This is a genomic window from Streptomyces sp. S465, from assembly GCF_026898115.1.
GTDB lineage: Bacteria > Actinomycetota > Actinomycetes > Streptomycetales > Streptomycetaceae > Streptomyces > Streptomyces luomodiensis.
In genome coordinates, this window is sequence record NZ_CP114036.1 from 5950859 (window position 1) to 5975389 (window position 24531).

The 24531-nt window shown below is 69.3% G+C and carries 24 protein-coding genes and 2 pseudogenes; 12 read left to right on the top strand and 14 right to left on the bottom strand.

What is annotated here, in order from left to right; all coding sequences use genetic code 11:
* Positions 1-92 precede the first annotated feature (92 nt).
* Entirely contained in the window at positions 93-1010 is a 918-nt protein-coding gene (locus N6H00_RS25165) for an alpha/beta hydrolase family protein (RefSeq protein WP_268974099.1), read from the bottom strand.
* 138 nt (positions 1011-1148) lie between these two features.
* Between N6H00_RS25165 and N6H00_RS25170 the strand changes: the two genes are divergently transcribed.
* Entirely contained in the window at positions 1149-1733 is a 585-nt protein-coding gene (locus N6H00_RS25170) for a TetR/AcrR family transcriptional regulator (RefSeq protein WP_268974100.1), read from the top strand.
* 791 nt (positions 1734-2524) lie between these two features.
* Here the strand turns inward: N6H00_RS25170 and N6H00_RS25175 are convergent.
* The gene (locus N6H00_RS25175; protein ID WP_268974101.1) at positions 2525-2809 is read right to left on the bottom strand and encodes a hypothetical protein; all 285 of its coding nucleotides are present in this window, start codon (positions 2807-2809) and stop codon (positions 2525-2527) included.
* 236 nt (positions 2810-3045) lie between these two features.
* On the opposite strand from N6H00_RS25175, the gene N6H00_RS25180 reads away from it, so the two are divergent.
* From N6H00_RS25180 to N6H00_RS25200, 5 genes are all read left to right on the top strand, one after another.
* Complete coding sequence (locus N6H00_RS25180; RefSeq protein WP_268974102.1) at positions 3046-4395, top strand: transcriptional regulator; 1350 nt, start codon at positions 3046-3048, stop codon at positions 4393-4395.
* 148 nt (positions 4396-4543) lie between these two features.
* Entirely contained in the window at positions 4544-5098 is a 555-nt protein-coding gene (locus N6H00_RS25185; RefSeq protein WP_268974103.1) for a hypothetical protein, read from the top strand.
* A gap of 310 nt (positions 5099-5408) precedes the next feature.
* On the top strand, positions 5409-5717 hold the full coding sequence (locus N6H00_RS25190) for a transposase (RefSeq protein WP_268974104.1): 309 nt from the start codon (positions 5409-5411) through the stop codon (positions 5715-5717).
* A complete protein-coding gene (locus N6H00_RS25195) occupies positions 5714-6055 on the top strand; it encodes an IS3 family transposase (protein ID WP_268974105.1) in 342 nt (113 codons plus the stop codon). Before N6H00_RS25190 ends, N6H00_RS25195 begins: the two co-directional genes overlap by 4 nt.
* Complete coding sequence (locus N6H00_RS25200; protein ID WP_268974106.1) at positions 6030-6632, top strand: IS3 family transposase; 603 nt, start codon at positions 6030-6032, stop codon at positions 6630-6632. The genes N6H00_RS25195 and N6H00_RS25200 overlap by 26 nt, the downstream gene beginning before the upstream one ends.
* 33 nt (positions 6633-6665) lie before the next feature.
* On the opposite strand, the pseudogene N6H00_RS25205 reads toward N6H00_RS25200, so the two are convergent.
* The 6 genes and pseudogenes from N6H00_RS25205 to N6H00_RS25230 form a co-directional block, all read right to left on the bottom strand.
* Positions 6666-6890: pseudogene (locus N6H00_RS25205) on the bottom strand (transposase); the annotation flags it as partial.
* 157 nt (positions 6891-7047) lie between these two features.
* Complete coding sequence (locus tag N6H00_RS25210) at positions 7048-7344, bottom strand: DUF1330 domain-containing protein (protein ID WP_268974107.1); 297 nt, start codon at positions 7342-7344, stop codon at positions 7048-7050.
* Positions 7345-7546: 202 nt separating this feature from the next.
* Positions 7547-9772, bottom strand: coding sequence for a UvrD-helicase domain-containing protein (locus N6H00_RS25215; protein ID WP_268974108.1), 2226 nt, complete (start codon positions 9770-9772; stop codon positions 7547-7549).
* Positions 9769-10599, bottom strand: a complete 831-nt coding sequence (locus tag N6H00_RS25220; protein WP_268974109.1) for a hypothetical protein — start codon at positions 10597-10599, stop codon at positions 9769-9771. Before N6H00_RS25220 ends, N6H00_RS25215 begins: the two co-directional genes overlap by 4 nt.
* A gap of 220 nt (positions 10600-10819) precedes the next feature.
* Entirely contained in the window at positions 10820-11527 is a 708-nt protein-coding gene (msrA, locus tag N6H00_RS25225; RefSeq protein WP_268974110.1) for a peptide-methionine (S)-S-oxide reductase MsrA, read from the bottom strand.
* Between the two features lie 134 nt (positions 11528-11661).
* Complete coding sequence (locus N6H00_RS25230) at positions 11662-12759, bottom strand: hypothetical protein (protein ID WP_268974111.1); 1098 nt, start codon at positions 12757-12759, stop codon at positions 11662-11664.
* Between the two features lie 104 nt (positions 12760-12863).
* Between N6H00_RS25230 and N6H00_RS25235 the strand changes: the two genes are divergently transcribed.
* Positions 12864-14027, top strand: a complete 1164-nt coding sequence (locus N6H00_RS25235) for a cystathionine gamma-synthase (protein WP_268974112.1) — start codon at positions 12864-12866, stop codon at positions 14025-14027.
* 311 nt (positions 14028-14338) lie between these two features.
* Here the strand turns inward: N6H00_RS25235 and N6H00_RS25240 are convergent, their stop codons facing one another.
* The 3 genes and pseudogenes from N6H00_RS25240 to N6H00_RS25250 form a co-directional block, all read right to left on the bottom strand.
* Complete coding sequence (locus N6H00_RS25240) at positions 14339-14590, bottom strand: hypothetical protein (protein ID WP_268974113.1); 252 nt, start codon at positions 14588-14590, stop codon at positions 14339-14341.
* Positions 14587-15149 (bottom strand): annotated as a pseudogene (locus N6H00_RS25245) (sigma factor-like helix-turn-helix DNA-binding protein). Before N6H00_RS25245 ends, N6H00_RS25240 begins: the two are co-directional and overlap by 4 nt.
* A 115-nt stretch (positions 15150-15264) precedes the next feature.
* Positions 15265-15765, bottom strand: coding sequence for a MarR family winged helix-turn-helix transcriptional regulator (locus N6H00_RS25250; protein ID WP_268974114.1), 501 nt, complete (start codon positions 15763-15765; stop codon positions 15265-15267).
* 185 nt (positions 15766-15950) lie between these two features.
* Here N6H00_RS25250 and ilvA point away from each other — a divergent pair, with 185 nt between their 5' ends.
* The gene (gene ilvA / locus N6H00_RS25255; protein WP_268974115.1) at positions 15951-17288 is read left to right on the top strand and encodes a threonine ammonia-lyase; all 1338 of its coding nucleotides are present in this window, start codon (positions 15951-15953) and stop codon (positions 17286-17288) included.
* A 159-nt stretch (positions 17289-17447) separates the two neighbouring features.
* Here the strand turns inward: ilvA and greA are convergent, their stop codons facing one another.
* Together greA and N6H00_RS25265 are read right to left on the bottom strand one after the other, a co-directional pair.
* Positions 17448-17945, bottom strand: coding sequence for a transcription elongation factor GreA (gene greA / locus N6H00_RS25260; RefSeq protein ID WP_268974116.1), 498 nt, complete (start codon positions 17943-17945; stop codon positions 17448-17450).
* Between the two features lie 195 nt (positions 17946-18140).
* Complete coding sequence (locus N6H00_RS25265; RefSeq protein WP_268974117.1) at positions 18141-18545, bottom strand: DUF4307 domain-containing protein; 405 nt, start codon at positions 18543-18545, stop codon at positions 18141-18143.
* Positions 18546-18642: 97 nt separating this feature from the next.
* On the opposite strand from N6H00_RS25265, the gene mca reads away from it, so the two are divergent.
* A complete protein-coding gene (mca, locus tag N6H00_RS25270; RefSeq protein ID WP_268974118.1) occupies positions 18643-19515 on the top strand; it encodes a mycothiol conjugate amidase Mca in 873 nt (290 codons plus the stop codon).
* Between the two features lie 7 nt (positions 19516-19522).
* The gene (locus N6H00_RS25275) at positions 19523-19771 is read left to right on the top strand and encodes a hypothetical protein (RefSeq protein WP_268974119.1); all 249 of its coding nucleotides are present in this window, start codon (positions 19523-19525) and stop codon (positions 19769-19771) included.
* A gap of 664 nt (positions 19772-20435) precedes the next feature.
* Here N6H00_RS25275 and N6H00_RS25280 read toward each other — a convergent pair.
* Positions 20436-20978, bottom strand: coding sequence for a DUF1360 domain-containing protein (locus N6H00_RS25280; protein WP_268974120.1), 543 nt, complete (start codon positions 20976-20978; stop codon positions 20436-20438).
* A gap of 400 nt (positions 20979-21378) precedes the next feature.
* Between N6H00_RS25280 and N6H00_RS25285 the strand changes: the two genes are divergently transcribed.
* Together N6H00_RS25285 and N6H00_RS25290 are read left to right on the top strand one after the other, a co-directional pair.
* On the top strand, positions 21379-21912 hold the full coding sequence (locus N6H00_RS25285) for a hypothetical protein (protein WP_268974121.1): 534 nt from the start codon (positions 21379-21381) through the stop codon (positions 21910-21912).
* A gap of 148 nt (positions 21913-22060) precedes the next feature.
* Complete coding sequence (locus N6H00_RS25290; protein WP_268974122.1) at positions 22061-24094, top strand: thioredoxin domain-containing protein; 2034 nt, start codon at positions 22061-22063, stop codon at positions 24092-24094.
* Positions 24095-24531 lie beyond the last annotated feature (437 nt).

The following is a 24531-nucleotide window of genomic DNA, read 5'->3' on the forward strand; positions in this document are numbered from 1 at the left end:
GATGCGTCCACGGCTCCTGGATCAGGTCCAGGTATCCATCGAAGGCGCCCTACGCCGACGTCGAGACGCGCCCCTGGAGGCGTCGGGGCCGGTCACTTCGAGTCGACCCTCCCCAGCGGTTCACCGGCCGCGGTCAGGGCGCGACGGGCGGTGGGCCACGCGTCGTCGAGGCCCAGTGCGGTCCGCAGATAGGCCAGGGTGGCGCGCTGGACGAGGGCGACGCGTTCGGGGCTTTCGTCGGTGGTCCGCGTGTCGTGGGAGCCCTGGATGCCGCCGAGTCCGTGTTCCGCGCCGAACAGCGTCAGCAGGTCGGTGGCACCCGGGCTCAGGCGGTAGCCGTCGGTGAACCAGTCCGGGCCGCGCACCGTCAGTGGGGACTGGTCCCGGTCGCCCGCGACCACCAGGCTCGGCGCCTTCAGCCCGGTGAAGTCCGGGCTCATGAACGGGAAGTGCTCGGCGGCGAGCGCGCTCAGGTCGGCGCCGCCGGTTCCGGGCAGAGAGAGCAGCACGGCCGCGCTGACGCGGGGGTCGGCCATGCTCTCACCGGGCGCGCCGTCGGCGTCGATGACCCGTGCGCCCACGAGTGTGCTGGCGGTTTGCGCGCCCCACGAGTGCCCGGCGACCGCGACGCGGTCGTGGTCGCCGCGTCCGGCCAGCCCCGGCACCTCGGCTTCGATGGTGCCGAGGTGGTCCAGGACGCCGGTCAGATCGTCGGTCCTGATCCGCCAGATGTGCGGAGTGCGCGGGTCGTCGGGCGGCAGGCCCAGCGCGTCGAGATGGGTCGGCTGCACGACGACGAACCCGTGGGAGGCCCAGAAGTCGGCCAGGGGCGCGTAGTCGTCCATGGTCAGGGTCGCGCCGTGCGAGAAGAGGACGACGGGCAGGTCGCGTCCGGCCGTCGGCGCCGTGACCCGTACGTGCAGGTCCTGGCCCCGGCCGGGGGCGGGGAGAGCGACCGGCCTGACGGCGACGGTCGGGGTGGCGGGGATGGCCGTGGTGGTGTCGTACATGGGGTGAAGACCTTTCTGGACGGGCGTCGGTGCCCGTGCGGCGCGGTGGGCTGCCATACTGGAAAAACGGAGCGTTGCTCCGCATCAACCGCCACAATACGGAGCGTTGTTCCGCTTTGCAAGCAGGAGGTGTCCTTGATGCCCACGGACGAGACATCGCCGTCCTCCACCGGCCGACGCAAACGATCCGACGTCCGCCGGAACGAGCAGATGCTCCTGGACGCCGCCGCGGCCGTGTTCGTCCGCGCGGGGGTGGACGCCCCCGTGCGGGAGATCGCCGCCGAGTCCGGCCTCGGCATGGGCACCATCTACCGCCACTTCCCCACCCGGGCGGACCTGGTGGTCGCGGTCTTCCGGCACCAGCTCGACGCGCTCGCCGCCGCCGCGCACACTCCCCCCGCCGCCGACACCCCGTACGAGGCCCTGCGGCTGTGGGTCCACCAGTTCGCCGACTTCCTGGTGACCAAGCACGGCCTGGCCGGGGCGATGCGCTCGGACCAGCCCGGGTTCGAGAGCCTGCACGCCGAGTTCGTCGAGCGCCTGCTGCCCGTACTGGACCAGTTGCTGACGACGTCCGCCGCCGCCGGCCACACCCGCGCGGACGTACGGGCCTACGACCTCATGCTCGCCATCGGCAACCTGTGCATCGGAGTCGGCACCTTCCCCGACTACCAGGCCCGCCACATGATCGACCTGCTGCTCACCGGCCTCGCGCGGACCTAGTGGCCCCAGCTCCACATCGCGGCCGTCTTCCTTCGGTCCGTCCGATGACCCGAACGACAGTCCCTAGTGTCACCTTCCAGGGGAGCGAGAGCAATCGGACCGGAGGACCACCCCGCAGGGCGTGTCCCTCCTGGCTGTTCCTGACGTCGCGTCAGGTAAACTTCGATTGCTTTGGCTGACCTAGTCAGCCGATGCTCCTCTGGGCTGTTGGTTGACCCTCGTTGGGCCGTCACTGGTGCCTATATATTCCCAGGCGTCCGCACCCATGGGCCAGCCAATATTCGCCTCTCAGCCCTGCTGGCCTGACCGGCCCAGGCCCCGGAAGGCGGTGCAGTGCGCACGGTCAGCCGACCGCCCCGGCGCCCTTCATACCGCAGCGCCCGATGACCGAATGGATGTGGCGGAAACCGTCTTCACTTACTCAAGGGCGCGCCTGCGGCGCGCCGGGCGGACTGGCCGCCCCGGCGGGCTGCGGGCCTGGCGGCCGGTCCCGCCGGGCACCCACCGCCCGTATTGCCAGCGCACCTTGAGGAGTGCGGACACGCGCATCCGCTTGTCGGGGCTGGTGCGTTGTGGCTGGTGGCCGACGGCCTCCGAGGCTTTAGACAGCCACCACGGGGCGAGCCTCGAAGAACAGGGGGCCAATCGGTCGCAAACGCGGGCAGGATCACAGACCCGCCCGATTCGCCGGGCCAGCGTAAGGCCCCCTGTTCTCTCGCCCCGTGGCAGCTCCCGCCCAAAGCCTCTGCGGCCGGCGGCGTGCCCACAGCGCACCGACCGGGCACCGCGCCTCACTCCTCGGGTTCGGGCAGCCGCTTGCCTCTGCTCTCGGCCACCCGCAGGGCATCGCGCAGCGCCTCGCAGAGACGGTTTCCAAGGAACCGTAATTCCCCGGCGCTCACCTTCTTTTCGTTCAGCATCTCCAAGCCGATAGCGAGGAGTTCCGTTCCTGTGCGTAGCTGTACGTCCTCCATCTCGTCCGCGACCTGCGAGACGTAACCGTGGTGATCGGTGACGAGATAGCACGGCTTGCCACTCGGATCGGACCAGGGGAGAAGTCGGGGGCGTGCGCTCATCGGTTCACCACCTCTGGCCCGGTACAGCCATGTGCGAACAACCACGACTGTTCGACCCGACCGGCGATACGCTCTCTCATGTTGGCGCTCCTCGCAGCGTTGACCACGCCCCCGGACCGTTCGCCCGGTCGCGGGGGTACACCTAGGCAACCCCTGTGGCACTTCAGCGGGTAGCGCCTGTAGGGGTGTTGAAAGGTGTTGGTTCCGCATTCGTTCATGACCGAAGGCCGTGAATCATGAAAACGCCTAACGAAAAGCTGTCCGATTGGCTGGACCGATCCGGAATGAGCCAAGGCGAGTTAGCCCGACGAACAAGAGTTCAAGCCAAGCAATGGGGACAGCCACATATTGCCCCGGATGCCACGAGCGTTCGACGCTGGCTGACCGGCGAACAACCCCGACCCCCGGTACCCGACATCCTGGCGGATGTGTTCTCAGCGGCCATGGGCTACCGAGTCACGACCTACGATCTGGGGCTCGGCGACAGCGCGACGGCGGACAGAGGGCTTGTGTACAGCCCTTCCTTCCTGGCTACCGTGGAAGCCGTTGCCGACTTGGGGAGGGCCGACGTGGACCGTCGTAAGTTCTTGGCCTCAGCACCGTTCGCCGCCGTGGCGGGCATCGGACCAAGCCGGGACTGGCTGTTGTGCACGCTCGACCAGCAGCCCAAGGTCGGACCCCGGGTGAGGCTGGAGGACGTCAGCGCCGTTCGAAACATGTTCGGCGTCTTCCAGCAGATGGACATCTTCCAGGGTGGCGGTTCGGGCCGCCTCACCTTGGCCGCGTACATGAACGCCCATGTGTTCCCGCTGCTCCGTCGCACCCACACCGAGCGGGTTCGGCGTGCTCTCTGCGAGGCCGCCGCCGAGCAGACGTATCTGCTGGGTTGGATGGCGTACGACAACGGGGAGCACGGGGCGGCGCAGCGCTACCTGATCCAGTCGCTCCGTCTTGCCGAGGAGTCACGCAACCCGGCCCTCGGCGCGCATGTGCTGGCCGGGATGGCGGATCAGGCCACGCTTCTCGGGCATCCCGAGGAGGGCCGAAGGCTCGCCCAGTCGGGCCGCGCGGGACTCACCAAGTCGGCATCCCCTGCATGCCTGGCCGATCTCTGGGCGCTTGAGGCTCGCGCTTGCGCCAAGCTCGGTGACAAGCGTGCGGCAGTCTCGGCGGTCGCGAAGTCGGAGACCTCGTACGAGAGCGTGCGCCCCGAAGAGGAACAGGAGTGGGCCGCGTTCATCGACCCGGCGTACCTGCATGGGGAGCACGCCAACACTTTCCGTGATCTTGGTGAGCCGGAGAACGCCAAGGAACACGCCCGCAGGTCAATCGACCACGCCCGCAAGCAGAAGCGTGCCCGCCGGGGGGCCATGTCCCAGGCGGCGCTGGCTGCCTCGCATCTCCAGGGCATGGACCTGGAAGCGGCGCACGCTGCGGGAGTACGGACGATCTCTCTCACGCAGCAGGTCAAGTCGTCCCGAGCGGTCGAGGCGGTCCAGGACTTGCAGAAGCGCATGAAGCCGTTCGGCAGGCACCGCCTGGTCGCGGACTTCAACGAGCGAGCGCGTGAGCTGGTGGCCGCCTAACACACGCAGCACCAGTACAGCAGGCCCCTGACCTTGTCAGGGGCCTGCTGTCTGAAGTGCAACCGAATAGCTCACAGCCGATCCGATCGGGCATGGCGCGGACCTGGTGAGGTAGCGGATCAGGTAGCTACGGGGATGACCGCATGGCATGGATGCGGCAAAATCGCTCCTCATGGATCAGGGGGCTGCGGCGGTATGGGCCGCTGCTGTTGCTGGCTTCTCAAGCGCTGCTGGAGCGGCTATCGGTGCCGTACTGGCAGGACGCTCGGCGCGTGAAACGGTCGTTCAAACGGCTGTGGAGGAGAGGGGCCACAGGCATGAGGAGAGGCGGCTGGAGAGCTATGCCGCGTTCAGGAGCAAGGTCAGCGCGGCAATCCAGGCTCTGGATGAAGCGGTACAAGCGCTACGAGATGGCCAACACGTCACGCAGGAAACCTTCGCCAAAGCGATCAGAGCTGTCTGGCTCAGCCACCAGGAGGACGTGTGGCCATGTGCCCAACCTCAAGTCATCAACGCGGCGGCAGCGGTTCACAACTGCCTGGACCGCGCTTCTGAAGCCGTAGCATCCCTTCTCGCCCATCCCGAGGACGCCAGAGACGAGCACACGCCGAGGATGCAGCGGTGGGCGCATCACGTCGAAGAGGTGAGCATGGCTTATACGTTGTTCTCGACGTGCGCCGGTGAGGCTACCTACGGGACGTAGTGCAGGGAGCTAAGCCGGTGGCACCGGGAGATCCAGCCGTAGTGCCTGACCTCCCGGACCCGCGCAGTCCACTCCTCGGGGAACCCCGCGACACCGATCGGGCAAGCGACCCCCGTGCCCGCGAGCCTGTGCTGCCATGTGACCCATTGGCCGCAGTTGGCTGGATACGCTAGCCCGTCGCCTAGTACTCCAGTCTGGTTTCGTGATCTATCCAGCGGGTTCGTGGGTGGTTCGTCGTCGGTGAGGTTCCCCCGAGATGCGGTGTGAGGTGACAGCAGGTCAGATGGGTCTCACGAGAGGAGACCAGACGATGCCTGCCCCGAGGAAATACCCGCTGGAGTTGCGTGACCGCGCGGTCCGCATGTACCGCGCCGCCGAGCCGAAGCCCGTCATCCGCCGCATGGCCGAGGAACTCGGGGTGCATCATGAGGCCCTGCGCACCTGGATCCGGCAGGCCGAGGCCGACGCCGGCGAGCGGGACGACCTGCTCACCACCGCCGAGCGCGAGGAGCTGGTGGCCTTGCGCAAGGAGAACGCCCAGCTCAAGCGGGCGAACGAGGTCCTGCGGACGGCCTCGGCTTTTTTCGCGGCCCAGCTCGACCCGACCCGGCCCAGGTGACCTCGCTCATCGACGAGCACCCGCACCTGGGGGTCGAGCCCGTACTCCGGGAACTGAACATCCCCTCCTCCACCTACTACCGCTGGCGACACGCTGAGAAGGAGCCGTGCGAACGGCGCCGCCAGGACGCCGACCTGACGAGCAGGATCCGCCAGGTCCACCAGGACTCCGGCGGCATCTACGGCTCACCCCGCGTGCACGCCGTCCTCAGGCGCGAGGGCATCCACGTCGGCAGGAAACGAGTCGAACGGCTCATGCGCCAGGCTGGCCTGGCCGGGATCAGCCCCCGCCAGGGCAAGGGCTTCACCCGCCGTGACCCGGACGACGATCTCGCCTGACCTGGTGCAACGCGACTTCACCGCGCCCGCGCCGAACCGATTGTGGGTCACCGACCTGACCATGATCCCCACCAGAGAGGGGCCACTGTGGCTGTCGGCCATCCGGGACGCATTCTCCCGCAGGGTCGTGGCCTGGGAGACCTCCGCCCGCGCGGACGCCGACCTCGTCCTGTCATCCCTGGAGTATGCCCTCACCAGCCGCGAGGTCACCCCCGGCGAGCTCATCCACCATGCCGACCACGGCACGCAATACACCTCCATCAGGCTCACGACACGCCTGGTCAGAGCAGGGGTCCAGGCGTCCATGGGCTCGGTCGGCGACTCGTTCGACAACGCCCTGGCGGAGAACCTGTGGATACTGATCAAAACCGAGTGCGTCCGCGGCCGCGTCTTCGCCACCAGGGCCGAGGCGAACCTCGCCCTCTTCGAATACATCGACGGCTTCTACAACCCCCGCCGCATCCAGCAACGGCTCGGCTACCTCAGCCCGATCGAGTTCGAGGAGAAGCACTACGCCGACCAGGCAGCGGCCGAACCAGTGAACCTGAAACCACGTCAACCCGCCCTGACCAGCTAATCAGCCACACCCGCACAGCGGGGAAACCTCAGCGCCGAGGTGTTCGGCGGCGTAGGCACGCAGGTCATCACGGACCGCATCGGCGTCCCAGCGGGCGTAGCGCAGCAGGCGTTGCATCGGCCCCGGCCGGACATGGCCCGCCTGTTCGGCCAGCTGCCAGCAGTTCTTCCGTTCGACGCGCGACAGCAGTCCGAGCAGGTAGGCGCGGGCCGCAGCCCGGGGCTCAACTCGCCCGAATCTGCCCGCGATCCGGGCCATGACCTGGTCGAACATCGCCCGCCAGCGGGCAGGGTCTACGCTATGGCCTGCGGCCACCGCACGATCTTCAGGAGTCCACACAACCTCCGATGATCACGCGGTGGCCGTACCTGTTCCCAGCCGGGTCCGAGCAAGATCGCAAAATCAGACTGCACCTCTACTCAGGCAGGTCCTCAACGAAAAGGAGCCGCCGGTCGAGTGCCGCCTGACGCAGACTCAGTGCCTCTGCATACTCGGGTGATTCATACCATTTCCTGGCCCGGTCCATGTCAGGGAACTCGACGATCACAAGGCGGCGCCTGGGAGACCACGCCCCTTCAACAGGGTCCGGTTGCACCCCACGCACAACGTAGCGGCCTCCGTGTCGATGGATCGAAGCTTCGGCCAACATTTTGTATTCGTTCGCAAGTGTCTGGTTCAGAATCTCTACCTCGGAGATGACATAAGCAGCCATGCGGGTCATGCTTCCACGGACCATGAACGCGTGTCCTTGAGCCTCTACGACCGCTGCTCCAGACACGACTGAAGCACCCAGATCACGAAACCGCACTGGAGTACTAGGCGCGGTCATAGCGAACTGTGCTTCTCATGGACTCCGGCGCAGACTCGGCATGGATAGCGGCCCGTAGGTGCGGAGTTGGGGCTGTGTCGGCGGGCTAGATGCGACTTCCCTGAGTCGACTCCATCAGTTGGTTGTTGACCGCCCGGAGAAGGACCTCGGGTGCCCCGCCGTCATCGTCTTCGTTGACAAAGACGCGCACCTCTCTATGCGCGCGGCTGAGCGCGAGGTAAAGGAGCGACAGATACCGGATGCGTTCGTTAGCGGTCGGAACGGAGGTGTTCAGGTCCGGTATGCCAGCTACGAGTACCGTGTCGAACTGCAGCCCGGCCAAGTACTCCGCTGTCCCGACCACGAGCCCTCGGCGTCGATAGCCCAGACCTTCGATGTCGGACCGGCCGGAGACGGTGGACACGTGGAACTTACCGGAGTGCCCGATCTGGGATGCGAGCCTGCTGAATCTCGGCCATTGGCGGAAGTCGACCACCGCGAGTGCCAGCCGGCCCGACGAGTACAGGTCCTGCACCGCGCGGATGATGTCACCCTCCTCGCCCGCACGGGACGCTGCTGAGATCAGGCGTGGCAGGGAGCCGTCCGCCTGTGCCGACTCCACCCGGGTGAAGTCGATGTCCCAGTCCTGCCCGAGATTGAGGGTCGGGAATTCATGGTGGACGTGCTTGATGAGTTCGAGGATCTGCGGTGTGAATCTGTGAACGGTCGTAAGCTCGAAGTTCGTGACATCGCCGAGGCCGTCGTCCGCTGGCGCTCCACTTGACGATCTGGTTTCGTCCGCTGCCAAACCGATGAAAGCCTCGGACGGTGACTGCCGAGGATCCACGGCCATGAAGACACGGGGGTAGACCGATGTGTCACGTGTGAGGTAGTGGAGCACCTGTCGCTCCAACGGGCTGAACAGATGAAACTCGTCCACGAATACCAGGTCATAGCCGTGCACTCGACGTGCGCGGTTCCAGGTGTTCGTCGAAAGATGGATCAGGAAGTCCGCGAGTACCTGATCCGATGTGGTGAGTGCGCGCTCGTCGAGGCTCGCCCAGTAGCGCGTGTACAGCTCGAAGACGACACGCGAATCTTCCCGGGAGTTGAGGGGTAGCATCCAGGACGCACGTGGTAGTTGGAAGTACCGCAAGTCGGATCCTGCCCCGGGGAAGATAGCTGCAGCCCCGATGACGGATCCGAATTCGATTAGTAGATCCCAGGCGAGCGCGCGCCGTTCGTCGTCTGCCGAGCCGAATCTCATGCGCAGACTTTCGCTGACGCGCCCCTTGTAGGTGATCCAGTCTCCGGTGATGAACTCGTCCAGTACCTCCTGGATCATGTCCAATTGAGCCTGTTTTCCGCTGAGACTGTCCTCTCCGATCAAGCTGAACCCGGAGGACACGTCCTGGACGTACTGGGGGGAGATCGTCTTCGCGATTTCGAGAAGGGGGAAGACATCGATCTCGGGCAGCAGATCGAGGCCCATCGAGTCGATGGAGTCCGAGATCTGGGCAGCCAGTGCCCAGCTGTGGGTCACGACGAGAACGCGTAAGTCTCCTCCGGCCTGGCGGGCTTTCAGGACCTCCCGGATTGCCTTGAGTGTTAGGGCGAGTGTCTTGCCAGATCCTGCAGGGCCACGGAGTCGAATCGACTTGTCCGTGTCCGCGTCGATGAAGGCACGCTGCTCCTTGCTAATGGCCCCCAACCATTGCTCGTAGGTCCAGCCCTTGGTCGTCGACTGTTCGAGTGCGGGAAGGCTCATCTCGACATCCGCAGGCTGGGAGCGCAGCTGCGCGAAGTGATCCTGGGCGGCTGCGACGGCCTGTAGCCAGACGGCGTCCAGATCGGGCGCCGCGGGTCGCCTGGAGTCGAACTCTTCGAGCGTTGATTTGTTGTCCGACGTGGTGGTCGTCCAAAAGATGATGTCGGCGCGATCCCCGGAGGTTACTTCCGTGATCCATCGGCTCGAAAGAGAGTCGATCTTCGACGTAGCCCGGAAGGCGATGTAATTATTGAACTTGTATTGGTGCCACTGTCGCGGAAGATTGAGAGGTCCTGGAGTTCTAGCCCGCTCAGCGAAGCTCTTCATCCGACTCAAAACGTCTCTCCGAAGACTGACGAGATGCTCCGGAACGAAGGGCTCCTTTGCGTTCTGTTCGCGCATGACAACGATGCGCTGGACTCCTTGGTCATCGTTCGCGGCGAGCAGGCAGTCCACTTCCTCTGTGCCGTATTTGTAGAGCACCGCTGACGACGAGACGGCATCAGGGGACAGCCCGGTTGCAAGCTCACTCAGCGCACGGACTGTCGTTACTAATGGCTTCATGCGTACTTTCCCCCCAGGAGGTCTGCGTGCAGGTCGCGATGTTCTTCGTACTGGTGAGGAAGCCCAATCGACATGAAGACCATCGCGAATCTCTGCACGAGGGCATGTGTGAACCGATCTCGCATACGTGAGATTCGGCGGTATGTGACTTCGCGGTGCGACGGCCCCAGCGAGATATCGGGCTCCCAGATCTGCTCGATGTGGCGGAGATAGGCGAAGTAACCCTCGTCCTGCCCGGGGCTTATGGCCGTCAGGAAAAGCGCGTCACCTGGTGGCTGTGCGTAGGGCTCTCGCAGCTTGTCCATGACCCGCTTCACCGCGTTCTGCCGTTTTGGGGGGTTGGGAGCGCTGAGTTGCGCCTCCACTAAGAGGCGGATGCCCTCCTCAAGGTTGTCCGTCGGCGTATCCATCGTGCGGATGGCTTCGAAAGCGGCCATTGCCCTCTGTGCGTCCGCCTGCTGCAACTCGAGCATCTTGACGATGTCGGAGGGTTCCTCTTCACTCGCCCATTCCCGAAGTCGGCAGTCGCTGATTGTGGGAGCCGGGTACTTCGAGAGAATCTGACGTATCTCGCTTACCTGCGACCTGGCGAGTCGCGCACGGATCTTGGGGATCTGCATTTCTGAGAGATACTCCTCCGCCGCGAGGAGCGGGACGCAGGTGACGCGGCCCTGATGCTTGGCGTGGGCGAAGTCGCAGTCGGCTGTCATGACGAGGAGGTGTTGCTGCCACATCGTCGCTCCTGGCTCTACAGCTTCCAGGACGTCGCCCTGTCGTAATGGGTCGGCCGCGCCGACCTCACGGTACTCAGCGAACGGCTCGTCCACCGTGTGTCCCCCTCGTCTGATCCGGTTCGCATCGCGCCGCTACCGTATCCGGTTTGCGGCGGTGCACCACAGAGTTGACGGTCTTGGACGAATGTCCCTGCCTTCGGCCGAAGCGGCGTCATTGATCCACGGAGAGCACACGCCTCCATACGTGCCCCCATCCGTCCGGGGTGACGGATGGGGCGGCGATGATTGTTGTCTTGCGTTGGGCCGCGCGAGGTTACTGCTCCGTCGGTTCTGGCGCGGGGGCGATGCCAGTAGGGCAGGACGCCCCCCAGTTCGTCTCGAACGGGGTACTTAGCTTGACCCCCGTGCCGCCGATGCCGCAGTAGCCCGCCGGGTTCTTGTCCAGGTACTGCTGGTGGTATGCCTCCGCGTAGTAGAAGGGGCCCGCGGGGAGGATTTCGGTGGTGATCTGGCCGTAGCCGGAGCCGGTGAGGACGGACTGGTAGGCGGTGCGGGAGGCTTCGGCCTCGGACTGCTGCTCGGGGGAGTGGGTGTAGATCGCCGAGCGGTACTGGGTGCCGACGTCGTTGCCCTGGCGGAAGCCCTGGGTGGGGTCGTGGGACTCCCAGAAGAGCTTCAGGAGGGCGCCGTAGGAGGTGACGGTCGGGTCGAAGACGACCCGGACGGCCTCGGTGTGGGCGGTGAGGCCGGAGCAGACCTCCTCGTAGGTGGGGTTCTCGGTGTGGCCGCCCTGGTAGCCGACGAGCGTGGTCCACACGCCCGGGGCCTGCCAGAACGTGCGCTCCGCGCCCCAGAAGCAGCCCAGGCCGAAGTCGGCGACGACCAGGCCCTCCGGGTACGGGCCGGTCAGCGGGTTGCCCAGGACCGTGTGGCGGTCGGGGACGGGGAAGCCCGGTTCGGGGCGGCCCTTCAGCGCCTCCTCGGGGGTGGGGAGGTGGTTCTTGTGGCGGCTGAACAACATCACGGGGCTCCCATGCGGATCCGGCTGGCTGGTGGGTGCGTTGCGTATAACGGGCTTCGGGGGGTTGGCATTCCGCCCCGGCCCCGGGGTGGTGCCCAGGCCGACGGTGCTCAGCGGCGCGGCCGCGTCGCCGCTCAGCGCGGCAGCGTCGCCGGGGTGCCGCCGCCGCCCTCCCAGCCCGCGACCGCGAGCGCCCGGTAGGCCGTGTACTCGGCCGCCGGGTCCGCCCCGTACGACCACGGGACCGCGCCCACATGGCCGTCCACGTGGCGCAGCTGCTCCAGCGCCTCCGCGTACCGCTCCGCCCGGACCAGGAAGAAGACCAGCAGATGGCGGACGTGCGGCAGGACCGGGTGGTGGGCGGGGGCCTGGCGGACGGCGAAGAGCGCGCCCTCGATCGCCTTCGTGACCACCTCGCTCCGGTAGAGCGTGCGCACCAGGTTGGCCTCCGGCAGGTGCTCGAAGACGCCGAAGAGCGGCAGGGCGGGGAGGAGGCTCTTCTCGGGGGCCGACGCGGCGGCCGCGTGGGTGAAGGCGTCGGCGCGGTCCTGGGAGCCGTGCCACTTCTCGCACCAGTAGTTGAGGGCGGCGAGGTGCGCGCCCATGTGGTGCGGGGCGCGCTGGGTGACCTGGGACCACAGCTCCTCGAAGTCGGCCTGCCGGTAGGCCAGACCGCGGGCGACGGCGAGCTCGATGATGTGCGGCACCGGGTCGTCCGGGGCCAGCCGGGCCGCCTCCCGGCAGACGTCCCGGGCCTCCTCCAGGATCATCCGGAAGTCGCGGGACGACGGGTCGCGCAGCGCCTGGCGGACCAGGAACTCCGCCTGCACCGCCGCCGCGCCCGGGTCCTCCGGGGCCGCCACCCGCCAGGTGCGCAGCCACATCCCGCCCTGGCCGGGGGCCTGGGCGAGTTCGAAGGCCGCCGCCCCGGCCAGCGTCTGCACCCGCTGCCAGCGCAGCTCCGAGGTGGTCTCGGTGAGCGCGAGCAGGCGCGCGGCCGGCTGCCAGTCCTGCTGCGCCTGGACCTCCTCCAGCGTGTCGATCAGCTGCTGGTCGGGGCCGGGCAGCCGGACGTCCAGCCGCTCGCGCGGTACGAAGCCGTACTCCTGCGGGTCCGAGGCGCGCACCGCCCCCTGCACGGCCTCGCGGCCCCCGCGCAGCCGCCGTACGGCGGGTACGACGATCAGCCCGCCGATCATGACGATGGCGATGAGGAAGATCAGAAGCTCCATGAGGTGTCCCCGTGTGAAGTCCCGTGACGGCTTGTGGTCCAGCCTATGCGCCCCGTCGGCCGCCTGAGCCCTGGACGGGCACGCCGGGCGTTACGCTCGGCCCCATGAGCCACCAGCACCCCCAGGGTCACCCCCAGAGTTTCGAGACGCTCGCCATCCACGCGGGCCAGGAGGCGGACCCGCTCACCGGCGCCGTCGTGCCCCCGATCTACCAGGTCTCCACCTACAAGCAGGACGGGGTGGGGGGCTTGCGGGGCGGTTACGAGTACAGCCGTTCCGCGAACCCCACCCGCACCGCCCTGGAGGAGAACCTGGCGGCGCTGGAGGGCGGCCGCCGCGGCCTCGCCTTCGCCTCCGGCCTGGCCGCCGAGGACTGCCTGCTGCGCACGCTCCTGGTCCCCGGCGACCACGTCGTCATCCCGGACGACGCGTACGGCGGTACGTTCCGCCTGTTCTCCAAGGTCGCGGAGCGCTGGGGCGTGGAGTGGTCGGTCGCCGACACCTCCGACCCGGCGGCGGTACGGGCCGCGCTCCGCCCCCGGACGAAGGTGATCTGGGTGGAGACCCCGAGCAATCCGCTGCTCGGCATCACCGACATCGCCGCCGTCGCCGACGTCGCCCGCACCGCGGGGGCCCGGCTGGTGGTGGACAACACCTTCGCCAGCCCCTACCTCCAGCAGCCGCTCGCGCTCGGCGCCGACATCGTGGTGCACTCCACCACCAAGTACATGGGCGGACATTCGGACGTCGTCGGCGGTGCGCTGGTGGTCTCCGACAGCGCTCTCGGGGACGAACTCGCCTTCCACCAGAACGCGATGGGCGCCATCGCCGGGCCCTTCGACGCCTGGCTGGTGATGCGCGGCATCAAGACCCTCGCCGTCCGCATGGACCGGCACAGCGCGAACGCCACGCGGATCGCGGAGATGCTCGCCGCGCACCCCAAGGTGACCCAGGTCTACTACCCGGGGCTGCCGGAGCACGCGGGGCACGAGACCGCGGCCAAGCAGATGCGGGCCTTCGGCGGCATGGTGTCCTTCCGGGTCGCGGGCGGCGAGCAGGCGGCGGTCGAGGTGTGCGACCGGGCGCGGCTGTTCACGCTCGGGGAGTCCCTCGGCGGCGTCGAGTCGCTGATCGAGCACCCGGGACGGATGACGCACGCCTCGGCGGCGGGCTCGGCCCTGGAGGTGCCGGCCGATCTCGTACGGCTGTCGGTCGGTATCGAGGCGATCGACGATCTGCTGATGGATCTGACCCAGGCGCTGGGCTGAGGTCTGGGCCGGCTGGGCTGTCTGGTGTGGTTGGGCTGCGTGGTCCGTCTGGGGTGTCTGGCTGGCCTGGGCCGCGTGGTTCGCTTGGGCGGCCTGGTCCGTCTGGTCCGTCTGGTGTGCTTGGTCCGTCTGGCTCGCTTGGGTCACCTGGGCCGTCTGGACGGCCCGCCCGGGTCGCCTGACTCGCTTGGCCTGCATCGCTTGCTTGGTCCGCCTGGTCCGCCTGGTTCGCCGTTCGCTTGGTCCGGGGGCGCCTGGGGGCGTTCCCCGGCCGTCGGGGGTTCACCGCCCCGCGACCATCCCTTGAGCGTTCACCAACCCTCGAGGGGAGGGGTGGTGTCGGTGGGTGGCGCGGTCCACGGTTCGGCGATCGCCGCCCAGACGCCGAAGGCGACGGCCGCGGCGAGCAGCAGCAGCCAGCCGACGGTGCGCAGTACCCGGTGGCGGCGGAGGAGCCGCCGCCCCCGTTCGGCGGCCCGGTCCGCCAGGTCCGGTGGCAGCGCCGGATGCGGGCCTTCCAGCATCCGGCGGACCTCGTTCTCCTTGCGGTCCGGAAGGCTCATGGCGCGGCCCCGGCCGCGCCGGTGGCCGTCCGGCGGCCGTTGGACGGGGGCATTCCGGCGGATGGCGGTGTTCCGCCGGGCGGCGACGTTCCGCCGGGCGGCGGCGTTCCGGTCGTGCCACGTCGGGGTGGAGCGCTGCGCATCGCCGCCATCGCGCGGGTGCAGATCGCCCGGACCCGTTCGGCCGGGAGGCCGAGCGCGGCCGCCGTCTGTTCCTCCGCGACCCCCTCGTACAGCCGCAGCACCAGCACCAGCCGCTCCTGTGGGGTGAGCCGGGCCAGGATGCCGCCGCGCGGGCGGCGGTAGCGGTGGCCTCGGTGGGCGAAGAGGGCGGCCAGCGCCTGGCGGGTGTGGTCGTACGGATCCTCGCCGCGCAGCCGGTCCCAGCGGGCGTACGTGCGCGCGAGCGCGATGGTCAGCAGGCGCTCGGCGGCTTCGGTGTCCCCCGTCTGGTGAGCAGTGTGGCCGCGTGCAGCAGCCGGCCCCCCGCGCCCGCGACGAATGTGTCGAACTCCCGGGCCCGGCGGTCCTCCCGTGCTGCCCGCCGCTCTCGTACCACGCCCTCCGCCTCCCGTTCTTTTAGGACACGGCAGGCACGGGCGCCCGGTCAAGAGGTCTGCTCACGGTCTGCCCCGGGCTCCCCTTGGACAGGTCCCCCTTCGGGCGGGGCGTCCTCAGGTGGCGGGCGTCGCCTGAGGCACCGCGGTGACCGCGGCGGCGAGGGAGATGTTGAAACGGGTCAGCAGATCGCAGAAGACATCGCGCTCCTCCGCCGTCCACTCCTCGGTCACGCGGGCCATCAAGTCGCGCCGGGAGGAGCGCACTTCCTCCAGCCGGGCCTTGCCGCGCGGGGACAGCTGAAGCACGACCGCGCGGCCGTCCTCCGGGTGCGAGGTGCGCTTGACCATGCCGGAGTCGACCAGCGGGGCGACCTGGCGGGTCACGGTGGACGAGTCGATGCCCATGCTCCCCGCGAGCGCCTTGACCCCCATGGGGCCTTCTTGGTCGAGCCGGTTGAGCAGCAAATACGCGGCTCGGTCCATGGAGTTGCGGGCCTGGCCGACGCCGCCGAGCCGGGTCTGTTCCGCACGGCGGGCGAAGACGGCGACCTGGTGTTGGAGGGTATCCAGTACGCCTGTGTCGAGTTGAGTCGTCATGTCCGAATGGGAGGGCATGGCCTGGGGCTCACTTCATGCGGTGGTCTGTGGGATGGGGCACAGAGTACGCGGCCCAGGGCCCGTCCGTATGGGTGCTGCAAAAACCTGATGGCCGGCGATCCACAACCTGCCGTTCTGGAGCGTTTCCCGGCACCGGCCCGGCCCCCGTCGGTCCGCCAGGGCGAGCTGCCAGACTGGGGACCATGGCTGCACGACTCGGCGACGAGGAGGGCCCCGGCTCCGGCTCCGGCCCGGCCTCGCACCCCACCGCCCCCACCCCCGCTTCTGCTCCCGTCCCCACCTCCGAAGGATCGTCGGAGGCGGCGTCCGAGGGATCCGCGACGGTCACCCTCGACGATGTCCGCAGGGCACAGAAGACGCTGTCGGGGGTCTCCCGGCTCACCGTGCTGGAAGGCAGCCGCTATCTGTCCGGTCTGGTCGGCTCGCCGGTCCATGTGAAATGCGAGAACCTCCAGCGCACCGGGTCGTTCAAGCTGCGCGGCGCCTACGTGCGGATCTCGGGGCTCAGCTCCGGGGAGCGGGCGGCCGGGGTGGTCGCGGCGAGCGCCGGGAACCATGCGCAGGGCGTCGCCCTCGCGGCCTCACTGCTCGGGGTGCGCTCGACGGTCCTCATGCCCGAGGGCGCACCGCTGCCGAAGATCGCGGCCACTCGGGAGTACGGCGCCGAGGTGCTGCTGCGCGGCCAGATCGTGGACGAGACGATGCGGGCGGCGCGGGAGTACGCCGAGCGCACCGGCGCGATCTTCATCCACCCCTTCGACCACCCGGACATCATCGCGGGGCAGGGCACGGTGGGGCTGGAGATCCTGGAGCAGTGCCCTGAGGTGCGCACCGTGGTGGTGGGCATCGGCGGGGGCGGGCTGGCGGCCGGGGTCGCGGTGGCGGTGAAGGCGCTGCGGCCGGATGTGCGGGTGGTGGGGGTGCAGGCGGAGGGCGCCGCGGCGTATCCGCCGTCGCTGGCGGCCGGGCGGCCCGTCACCCTCGACGCACCCGTGACGATGGCGGACGGCATCAGGGTGGGGCGGCCGGGTGATGTGCCGTTCCAGATCATCGAAGAGCTCGTCGACGAGGTCCGTACGGTCACCGAGGACGAGCTGTCCAGCGCGCTGCTGCTCTGTCTGGAGCGGGCGAAGCTGGTGGTGGAGCCGGCGGGGGCGAGTCCGGTGGCCGCGCTGCTGTCGGCGCCGGGGTCCTTCGAGGGGCCGGTGGTCGCGGTGCTCTCGGGCGGCAATGTCGATCCGCTGCTGATGCAGCGCGTCCTGCGCCACGGCATGGCCGCGGCGGGACGCTATCTGTCGCTGCGGCTGCGGCTCACCGACCGGCCGGGGGCGCTGGCCACGCTGCTGGGGGTGCTGTCGACGCTGGACGCCAATGTGCTCGACGTCGGCCATGTACGCACCAATCCGCGGCTCGGGCTGAGCGAGGCCGAGGTGGAGCTGCACCTGGAGACGAAGGGGCCGGAGCACTGCGCGGAGGTCCGGGAGGCGTTGCGCGGGGCCGGGTACACGGTGATGGCCTGACGTGGTCCGCACCTACCGCTCGGCGACCGCCTGAGAGGTCCTGGAGCCATGGACTCCTGGTCCTGGAGCCATGGACTCCTGGTCCTGGAGTCCTGGAAAGGGGCCCGCGGAGAGCGGTGAGGGGCCCCGGCCGGACGGCCGGGGCCCCTCACCGGGCGCTCAGCCCTGGTACGGCTTCGCCTCCAGGATCCGCACCGAGGCGGTGCGGCCGTTGGGCAGCTCGTACTCCGCGTCCTGGCCGACCTTCTTGCCGTTCACACCCGTGCCCAGCGGGGACTGCGGCGAGTAGGTCTCGATGTCCGAGCTCGCGTACTCACGCGAAGCGAGCAGGAAGGTCAGGGTGTCGTCCGGATCGCCGTCGAACGCGATCGTGACCACCATGCCGGGGGCGACGACGCCGGTGTCCGCGGGTGCCTCGCCGACCTTCGCGTGCTCCAGGAGCTGCGTCAGCTGACGCACTCGGAGCTCCTGCTTGCCCTGCTCCTCCTTGGCGGCGTGGTAACCCCCGTTCTCCCGGAGGTCACCCTCCTCCCGGGCAGCCTCGATCTTCTTCGCGATCTCGACACGTGCGGGACCCGACAGGTACTCCAGCTCGGCCTTGAGCTGGTCGTACGCCTCCTGGGTCAGCCAGGTGACGTTCTCGCTGGTCTGGGTCACAGGTGCTCCTCGTCGGTGCTGGGAATACAAATGAACGCCCTACTCAGAAGGGTGCGCCTTCAAAGCCGGGCGAAACCACGAGCCTAACAATTCCGGCAGGAAACGGGGAGGAGGGAACTGGGCGCGATGGGCAGGAACCCGTCAGTGCTGGTCAGATCGGGTCAGTCGACCGACACGTCCCGCTCGATCACTCGATCACCGGACGGGCTCGCAGCCGACCAGCTCGGCGCTGGTCGCGCGGGCCGTGGTGCGTACGGTCACGACCTTGACCAGGTCGTCCTGGTGCCGGCCGAAGGTGAAGTCCTTACGGCCCACCTCGGTGTGGTACTGGTCCAGGGTACGCACCGTGCAGACACCCGTGCTGTCCTTGTCCTTGGTGACTTCCAGCCGGACCTCGACGGCGTCGTCGGCGACCACCTTGAACGCGGTCATCCGGCCGCTGACGTCCTGACCGGCGATGTAGTCGTACCCGAACCAGGCGATCAGGGCCAGCAGCCCGGCCCCCAGCACCGCGCCCACGATCTTCAGCGTGCGGTCGGCACGTGCGTCCGCGGAGCGGCCGTAGCGCCCCTCGGGCAGACCTTCGCGCACCGCGGCCATGGGCGTTCCTCCTGCTGGGGGAGAGATCGGAATTATTCGTCCCCGGTTTAGGTCACTATAGAAGCCGTCTTCCGCGACGAATCACTGAGGATCGAACTTGACTGAGCAGCTGCGTTTGATGGCCGTGCACGCGCACCCCGATGACGAGTCGAGCAAGGGCGCGGCCACCATGGCCAAGTACGTGTCCGAGGGGGTGGAGGTGCTGGTCGCCACCTGCACAGGCGGAGAGCGCGGCTCCATCCTCAACCCCAAGCTCCAGGGTGACCCCTACATCGAGGAGAACATCCACGAGGTCCGGGCCAAGGAGATGGACGAGGCGCGCGAGATCCTCGGCGTTCAGCAGGAGTGGCTGGGCTTCGTGGACTCCGGACTGCCCGAGGGCGATCCGCTGCCGCCCCTGCCCGAGGGTTGCTTCGCGCTCCAGGACGTGGACGCGGCGGCGGAGCCCCTGGTGAGGCTGATCCGCTCGTTCAAGCCGCAGGTGATCACCACCTATGACGAGAACGGCGGCTATCCGCACCCCGACCACATCATGACCCACAAGATCACGATGGTGGCCTTCGAGGCGGCCGGCGACCCGGAGAAGTACCCCGAGGCGGGGGAGCCCTGGCAGCCGCTGAAGCTCTACTACAACCAGGGCTTCAACCGGTCACGCACCGTAGCGCTGCACGAGGCGCTGCTGGCCCGCGGTCTGGACTCGCCGTACGGGGAGTGGCTGGAGCGCTGGAAGGACTCCGGGCGGCCCGAGCGCACCCTGACCACCTATGTGCCCTGCGCCGACTTCTTCGAGATCCGCGACAAGGCGCTGATCGCGCACCGTACGCAGATCGACCCCGACGGCGGCTGGTTCCGGGTGCCCATGGACGTCCAGAAGGAGGTCTGGCCCACCGAGGAGTACGAGCTCGCCAAGTCGCTGGTGGACACCTCCCTCCCCGAGGACGACCTCTTCGCGGGCATCCGCAACAATTGAACGCATGATGAGCGCCACCAGCACCCTCGCCATGACGCACCTCGTCCCGCTCGCCAAGGACCTGGACGAGAACAAGGTGACCCCGGGCGTCCTCGGTTTCATCGTCTTCGCCGTGATCGGCGCGGCGGTGTGGCTGCTGATGAAGTCCATGAACAAGCACATGAAGCGGGTGGACTTCGAGGAGGCGCCGGAGCCCGGCAAGGCACCGGCGACGACCTCCGCCGAATCCCCCAAGGGCGCGGAGCGCACGGCCTGACCCCGGGCCCGGCCTGACCGGCGCGTCCGGCCCGATCGCTGGCCGGCCTGATCGGCGGATCGCCCGTCCGTGGCCTCGACCCGTCCGCGGGTCCAGCCTGACCCTGACCAGCGGGCCTCCGGGCGGGCGGAGCCACACGGCCCGGAGCCTGGTGTGGGTGGAACCACACGGCCCGGCCCGGCCGGCGTGGCCGCCACACCCCGGTTCTCTCCGCGCGCTCTTCGTGCCCAGGCGCGAGGGGCCGGTCCGGCAGGACGGCCATGACCGTGCGTGAGTGGCGGCTCGGCACCTTGCCGAGCCGCCACTCACGCCACCCCTCTCCGGCTCGACACCGCCCGTGCTCCAGCACCAGCGCGAACGCCTCCGCGACCCCTCCAGCCGGGTTTCCCCGCCGCTCCCCCTCCGGCATCTCCCGCAGCAGCGGTGCTGGACGATGTGACCGCACCCGGCGACCTGCGTGACCTGTGGCCCCCGGCGCGGGCCGGGAGCGCGGTCCCCGCTGAGCGGATATGACCGGTCGCGCGACCTGCTCGGCGGCCCCGCCGGTCAGCGCGTAAGGAAGCTGCTGACCTGGGCCGCGAACCTGCTGTACGCGGCCTTCACGGCAGCCCGACGGCTGCGCAACAGGTCGTGAGACGGCCGCGAAGGCCGTCCGGCCGACGGGTCACTCGTCGGTGACCTTGTCCATCAACGCGCCGTACGCCAGTTGCAACGCGTCCGCTCCGGCGAGGGCGGCGAGCGTCCCCATGGCGGTCCGTGTCGCACGCGGCCAGAGCAACTGGCCGGCGGTCAGGGTGAAGGCCACCCAGACGCTCATGCAGAAGGGGCAGGTCAACAGTTCCCCGATGGTCTCCTTGCCGTCTTCGGACGTGGCCTCCTCGCGTAGCTCGGCCGGGCCCTGGGGGCCGAGGTACCTGGTGAAGGGAGCACGCAGCGGGCTGGTCACCGAGGCCCTGCTCAGGAGTCTGCTGAGCCGGAACGTGGCCAAGGCCGTCAGCGCGACGTCCCAGGGTTCGGGCCGCTCGGGCAACTCCCTTCCGCTGCGCCGGATCGCTACGGCCCATGCGGCCGTATACCCGCCGAATCCCGCCATGGCCGCGAGGTAACCGCCCAGCGGCCGCTCGTGACCGACCGAGTACTCCCGTCCGGTACGGCGGAGAAGCTTGCCCAGACGCGGTCCAAAGCGGCTGTCGGCTGCGGTGCCCATCACAGGTGCCCTTTTCCTGTCCCGATCCGTGCCTCAATGGTTGGTGGCGCACTCGTCCCGGCCCTGTCGGCGCAGCGCCGGTTACGCGTCCGGCGGTCCAGCGGTATGGCCCGACGCTCCAACGGGTTGAACCCCCTACGACCCTCCTGGCCGAAGCGGAGACCGATGCCGTGGCAAGTAGCCCCTCCGGCGCCCCGCAAACCGCTCGGGGGCGGTGCGTTCTGGCGGCGGTCTGCCGGGGCTCTTGACTGGAGCGCCAGGCGGTGCCAGGACGGGCAGGGAGATGTGCGGCGGCGCGGCAGGCCCGCCGACTGCAGCACCCGGGTGAGCCGACTGGCAACCGGGTGGAGCCCGCCACGGCCGGTGGGTCAGGGCGTCGGCACCGGGTACCCGTTGAGGCATGATCAAGCGCGCGCTGTGGCAGGGACTGGTCGCCGGCACCGCTGGAGGGGTCGTGATGACTCTCGGTGAGAAGATCGAGCAGGCCCTCACCAAGCGGCCCGACTCGCATGTGCCCGCACGGACCTTTCAGCGCGTGACCGGCCTGCCCGAACATTCTGGGAAGCAGCCTGTGCCGGTGAACTGGGCCATGCACGTCGGGCAGGCCGCTGTGCTCGGTGTGCTCCGTTCGGTCATGGCCCACGTCGGGCTGCGCGGCCCAGTGGCGTCGGCGAAGTTCGCCGTCGTGCGCCTCACCAACGACCAGATCCTCGAAAACGCCACCGGCGTCGGTGCCCCGCCCTCCACCTGGCCTCGCGGAGAACTGATCGTGGACGTGCTGCACAAGGCTGTCTACGCGTTCGCCACCGGCGCCATCGCCGACGCCCTCGCCGCACGAGGCGGCCCCGGGCCCGGACAACGCCACGCCGCCGTCCGCCCCGGCCGCCACGCCGACGTCGGGCCCCTGCCCCGCGACGACGTCTACGGCCGCTGACCCGGCCTGTCGAGGGAGCGGCCGACGATCACCGCACCATGCCGAGCGGCCTTGTTCGGTTGGTTCACGGACCGGTGCAACTTCTTACTCCTGGGTCAGGCCATGTGGAGCTGGGCCGGGCGGACCGGATCGTGCGACGATTCGAGATATGAACCGCCTGGCCAACTCACAGTCGCCGTACCTGCTTCAGCACGCCTCCAATCCGGTGGACTGGTGGCCGTGGGGGCAGGCGGCGTTCGACGAGGCGAAACGGCGTAACGTACCCGTTCTGTTGTCGGTTGGTTACTCGGCGTGTCACTGGTGCCATGTCATGGCGCATGAGTCGTTCGAGGACCAGGCGACCGCCGACTATCTCAACGCCCACTTCGTCTCCGTGAAGGTCGACCGCGAGGAGCGGCCGGACGTCGACGCGGTCTATATGGAGGCGGTGCAGGCCGCGACCGGCCAGGGCGGCTGGCCCATGACGGTCTTCCTGACCCCCGAGGCCCGGCCCTTCTACTTCGGCACCTATTTCCCGCCCCGGCCCCGGCCCGGTATGCCGTCCTTCCGGCAGGTGCTGGAGGGAGTGCGGGCCGCCTGGGCGGACCGCCACGACGAGGTGCAGGACGTCGCCGGGCGGATCGTCCAGGACCTGGCCCAGCGCACCGGTATCGCCCTGGGCTCCGACGCGCCCCAGCCGCCCGACGCGGAGGGGCTGCACACCGCGCTCATGACCCTGACCCGTGAATTCGACGCCGTGCGCGGCGGTTTCGGCGGCGCGCCGAAGTTCCCGCCGTCCATGGCGCTGGAGTTCCTGCTGCGCCACCACGCCCGCACCGGCTCCGAGGGCGCGCTCCAGATGGTGTCGGCCACCTGCGAGGCGATGGCCCGCGGCGGGATCTACGACCAGCTCGGCGGCGGTTTCGCCCGCTATTCCGTCGACGCCACCTGGACCGTGCCGCACTTCGAGAAGATGCTGTACGACAACGCGCTGCTGTGCCGGGCCTACGCCCATCTGTGGCGGGCCACCGGCTCGGACCTCGCGCGCCGTGTCGCCCTGGAGACGGCGGACTTCATGGTCCGCGAGCTGCGCACCGCACAGGGCGGCTTCGCCTCCGCGCTGGACGCCGACAGCGACGACGGCACCGGCCGGCACGTAGAGGGCGCGTACTACGTGTGGACGCCCGAGCAGCTGCGCGAGGTGCTGGGGGAGGCCGACGCGGAGTTCGCCGCCGGGTATTTCGGGGTGACCGTGGAGGGCACGTTCGAGCGGGGCGCCTCCGTGCTCCAGCTGCCCGACGGGGAGCGGCTCGCGGACGCTGCCCGGGTCGCCTCCGTACGGGAGCGGCTGCTGGCCGCCCGGGAGCGGCGGGCCCGCCCCGGCCGCGACGACAAGATCGTCGCCGCGTGGAACGGGCTGGCCGTCGCGGCCCTCGCCGAAACCGGTGCCTACTTCGACCGCCCCGACCTCGTGGACGCCGCGACCGAGGCCGCCGAGCTGCTGGTGCGCATCCACATGGACCCGCGCGGGCGGCTGGCCCGCACCTCGCTCGACGGCACCGCGGGCGGCCACGCGGGGGTGCTCGAGGACTACGGGGACGTGGCCGAGGGCTTCCTCGCCCTGTCCGCCGTCACCGGCGACGGTGCGTGGGTGGACTTCGCCGGGCTGCTCCTGGACACCGTGCTGAGCCGGTTCACCGCCGAGGACGGCACGCTGTTCGACACCGCCGATGACGCCGAGGCGCTCATCCGCCGCCCCCAGGACCCCACGGACAACGCCGCGCCGTCCGGCTGGACGGCCGCCGCCGGGGCCCTGCTGTCCTACGCCGCCATCGCCGGCAGCTCCCGCCACCGCGAGGCCGCCGAGCGCGCCCTCGTCGTGGTGCGGGCCCTCGGCCCCCGGGTGCCGCGCTTCATCGGCTGGGGCCTGGCGGTGGCCGAGGCCCGGCTCGACGGACCGCGTGAGGTGGCCGTGGTCGGCCCCGGCGACGATCCGGCGACCCGCGCCCTGCACCGCGCCGCGCTCCTGGCCACCGCCCCCGGGGCGGTCGTCGCGGTCGGCGAACCCGGCTCCGGCGAGGTCCCGCTGCTCCAGGACCGCCCCCTGCTGGAGGGCCGCCCGGCCGCGTACGTCTGCCGCGGCTTCACCTGCGACGCGCCCACGGCCGATGTCGAGGCACTGACGGCCAAGCTCGGGGGCTGACAAGGGGCTGACCGGGACCGGGGGAGGCGGGCGCCCGGGGCGCCCGCCCCCCGGGTCGGGACCCGGGACCGTCCCGGAGTGTCCGGGGCACAGCGCGCGGACGGCCGTGGCGGTGCCCCCGGTGGGCAGCGTCGTGGCGGCCCCGGGCGCTCCATGCGGCGAGGGCAGCGGGTCGGGTGCCGCGGCGGGCGCTTCATGCGGTGAGGGCAGCGGGTCGGGTGCTGCGGCGGGCGCTGGCCCGGGGCCGCCACCCAGACGGCTCTGGGGCACCCAGGCTTTAGGTGCGGCTCCGGGACGGGATGGCGGTCGCCCGGTGGTTCCGGGTGGCCCGGGGGTGGCCTTCGGGCCAGGCACTGGGTGGACCAGTGCAAGGCCGGAGACAGCGCCGAGCCCTATCCCGAAGTCACGCCCACACCCGGGTCGGCTCCGGGGTCGCC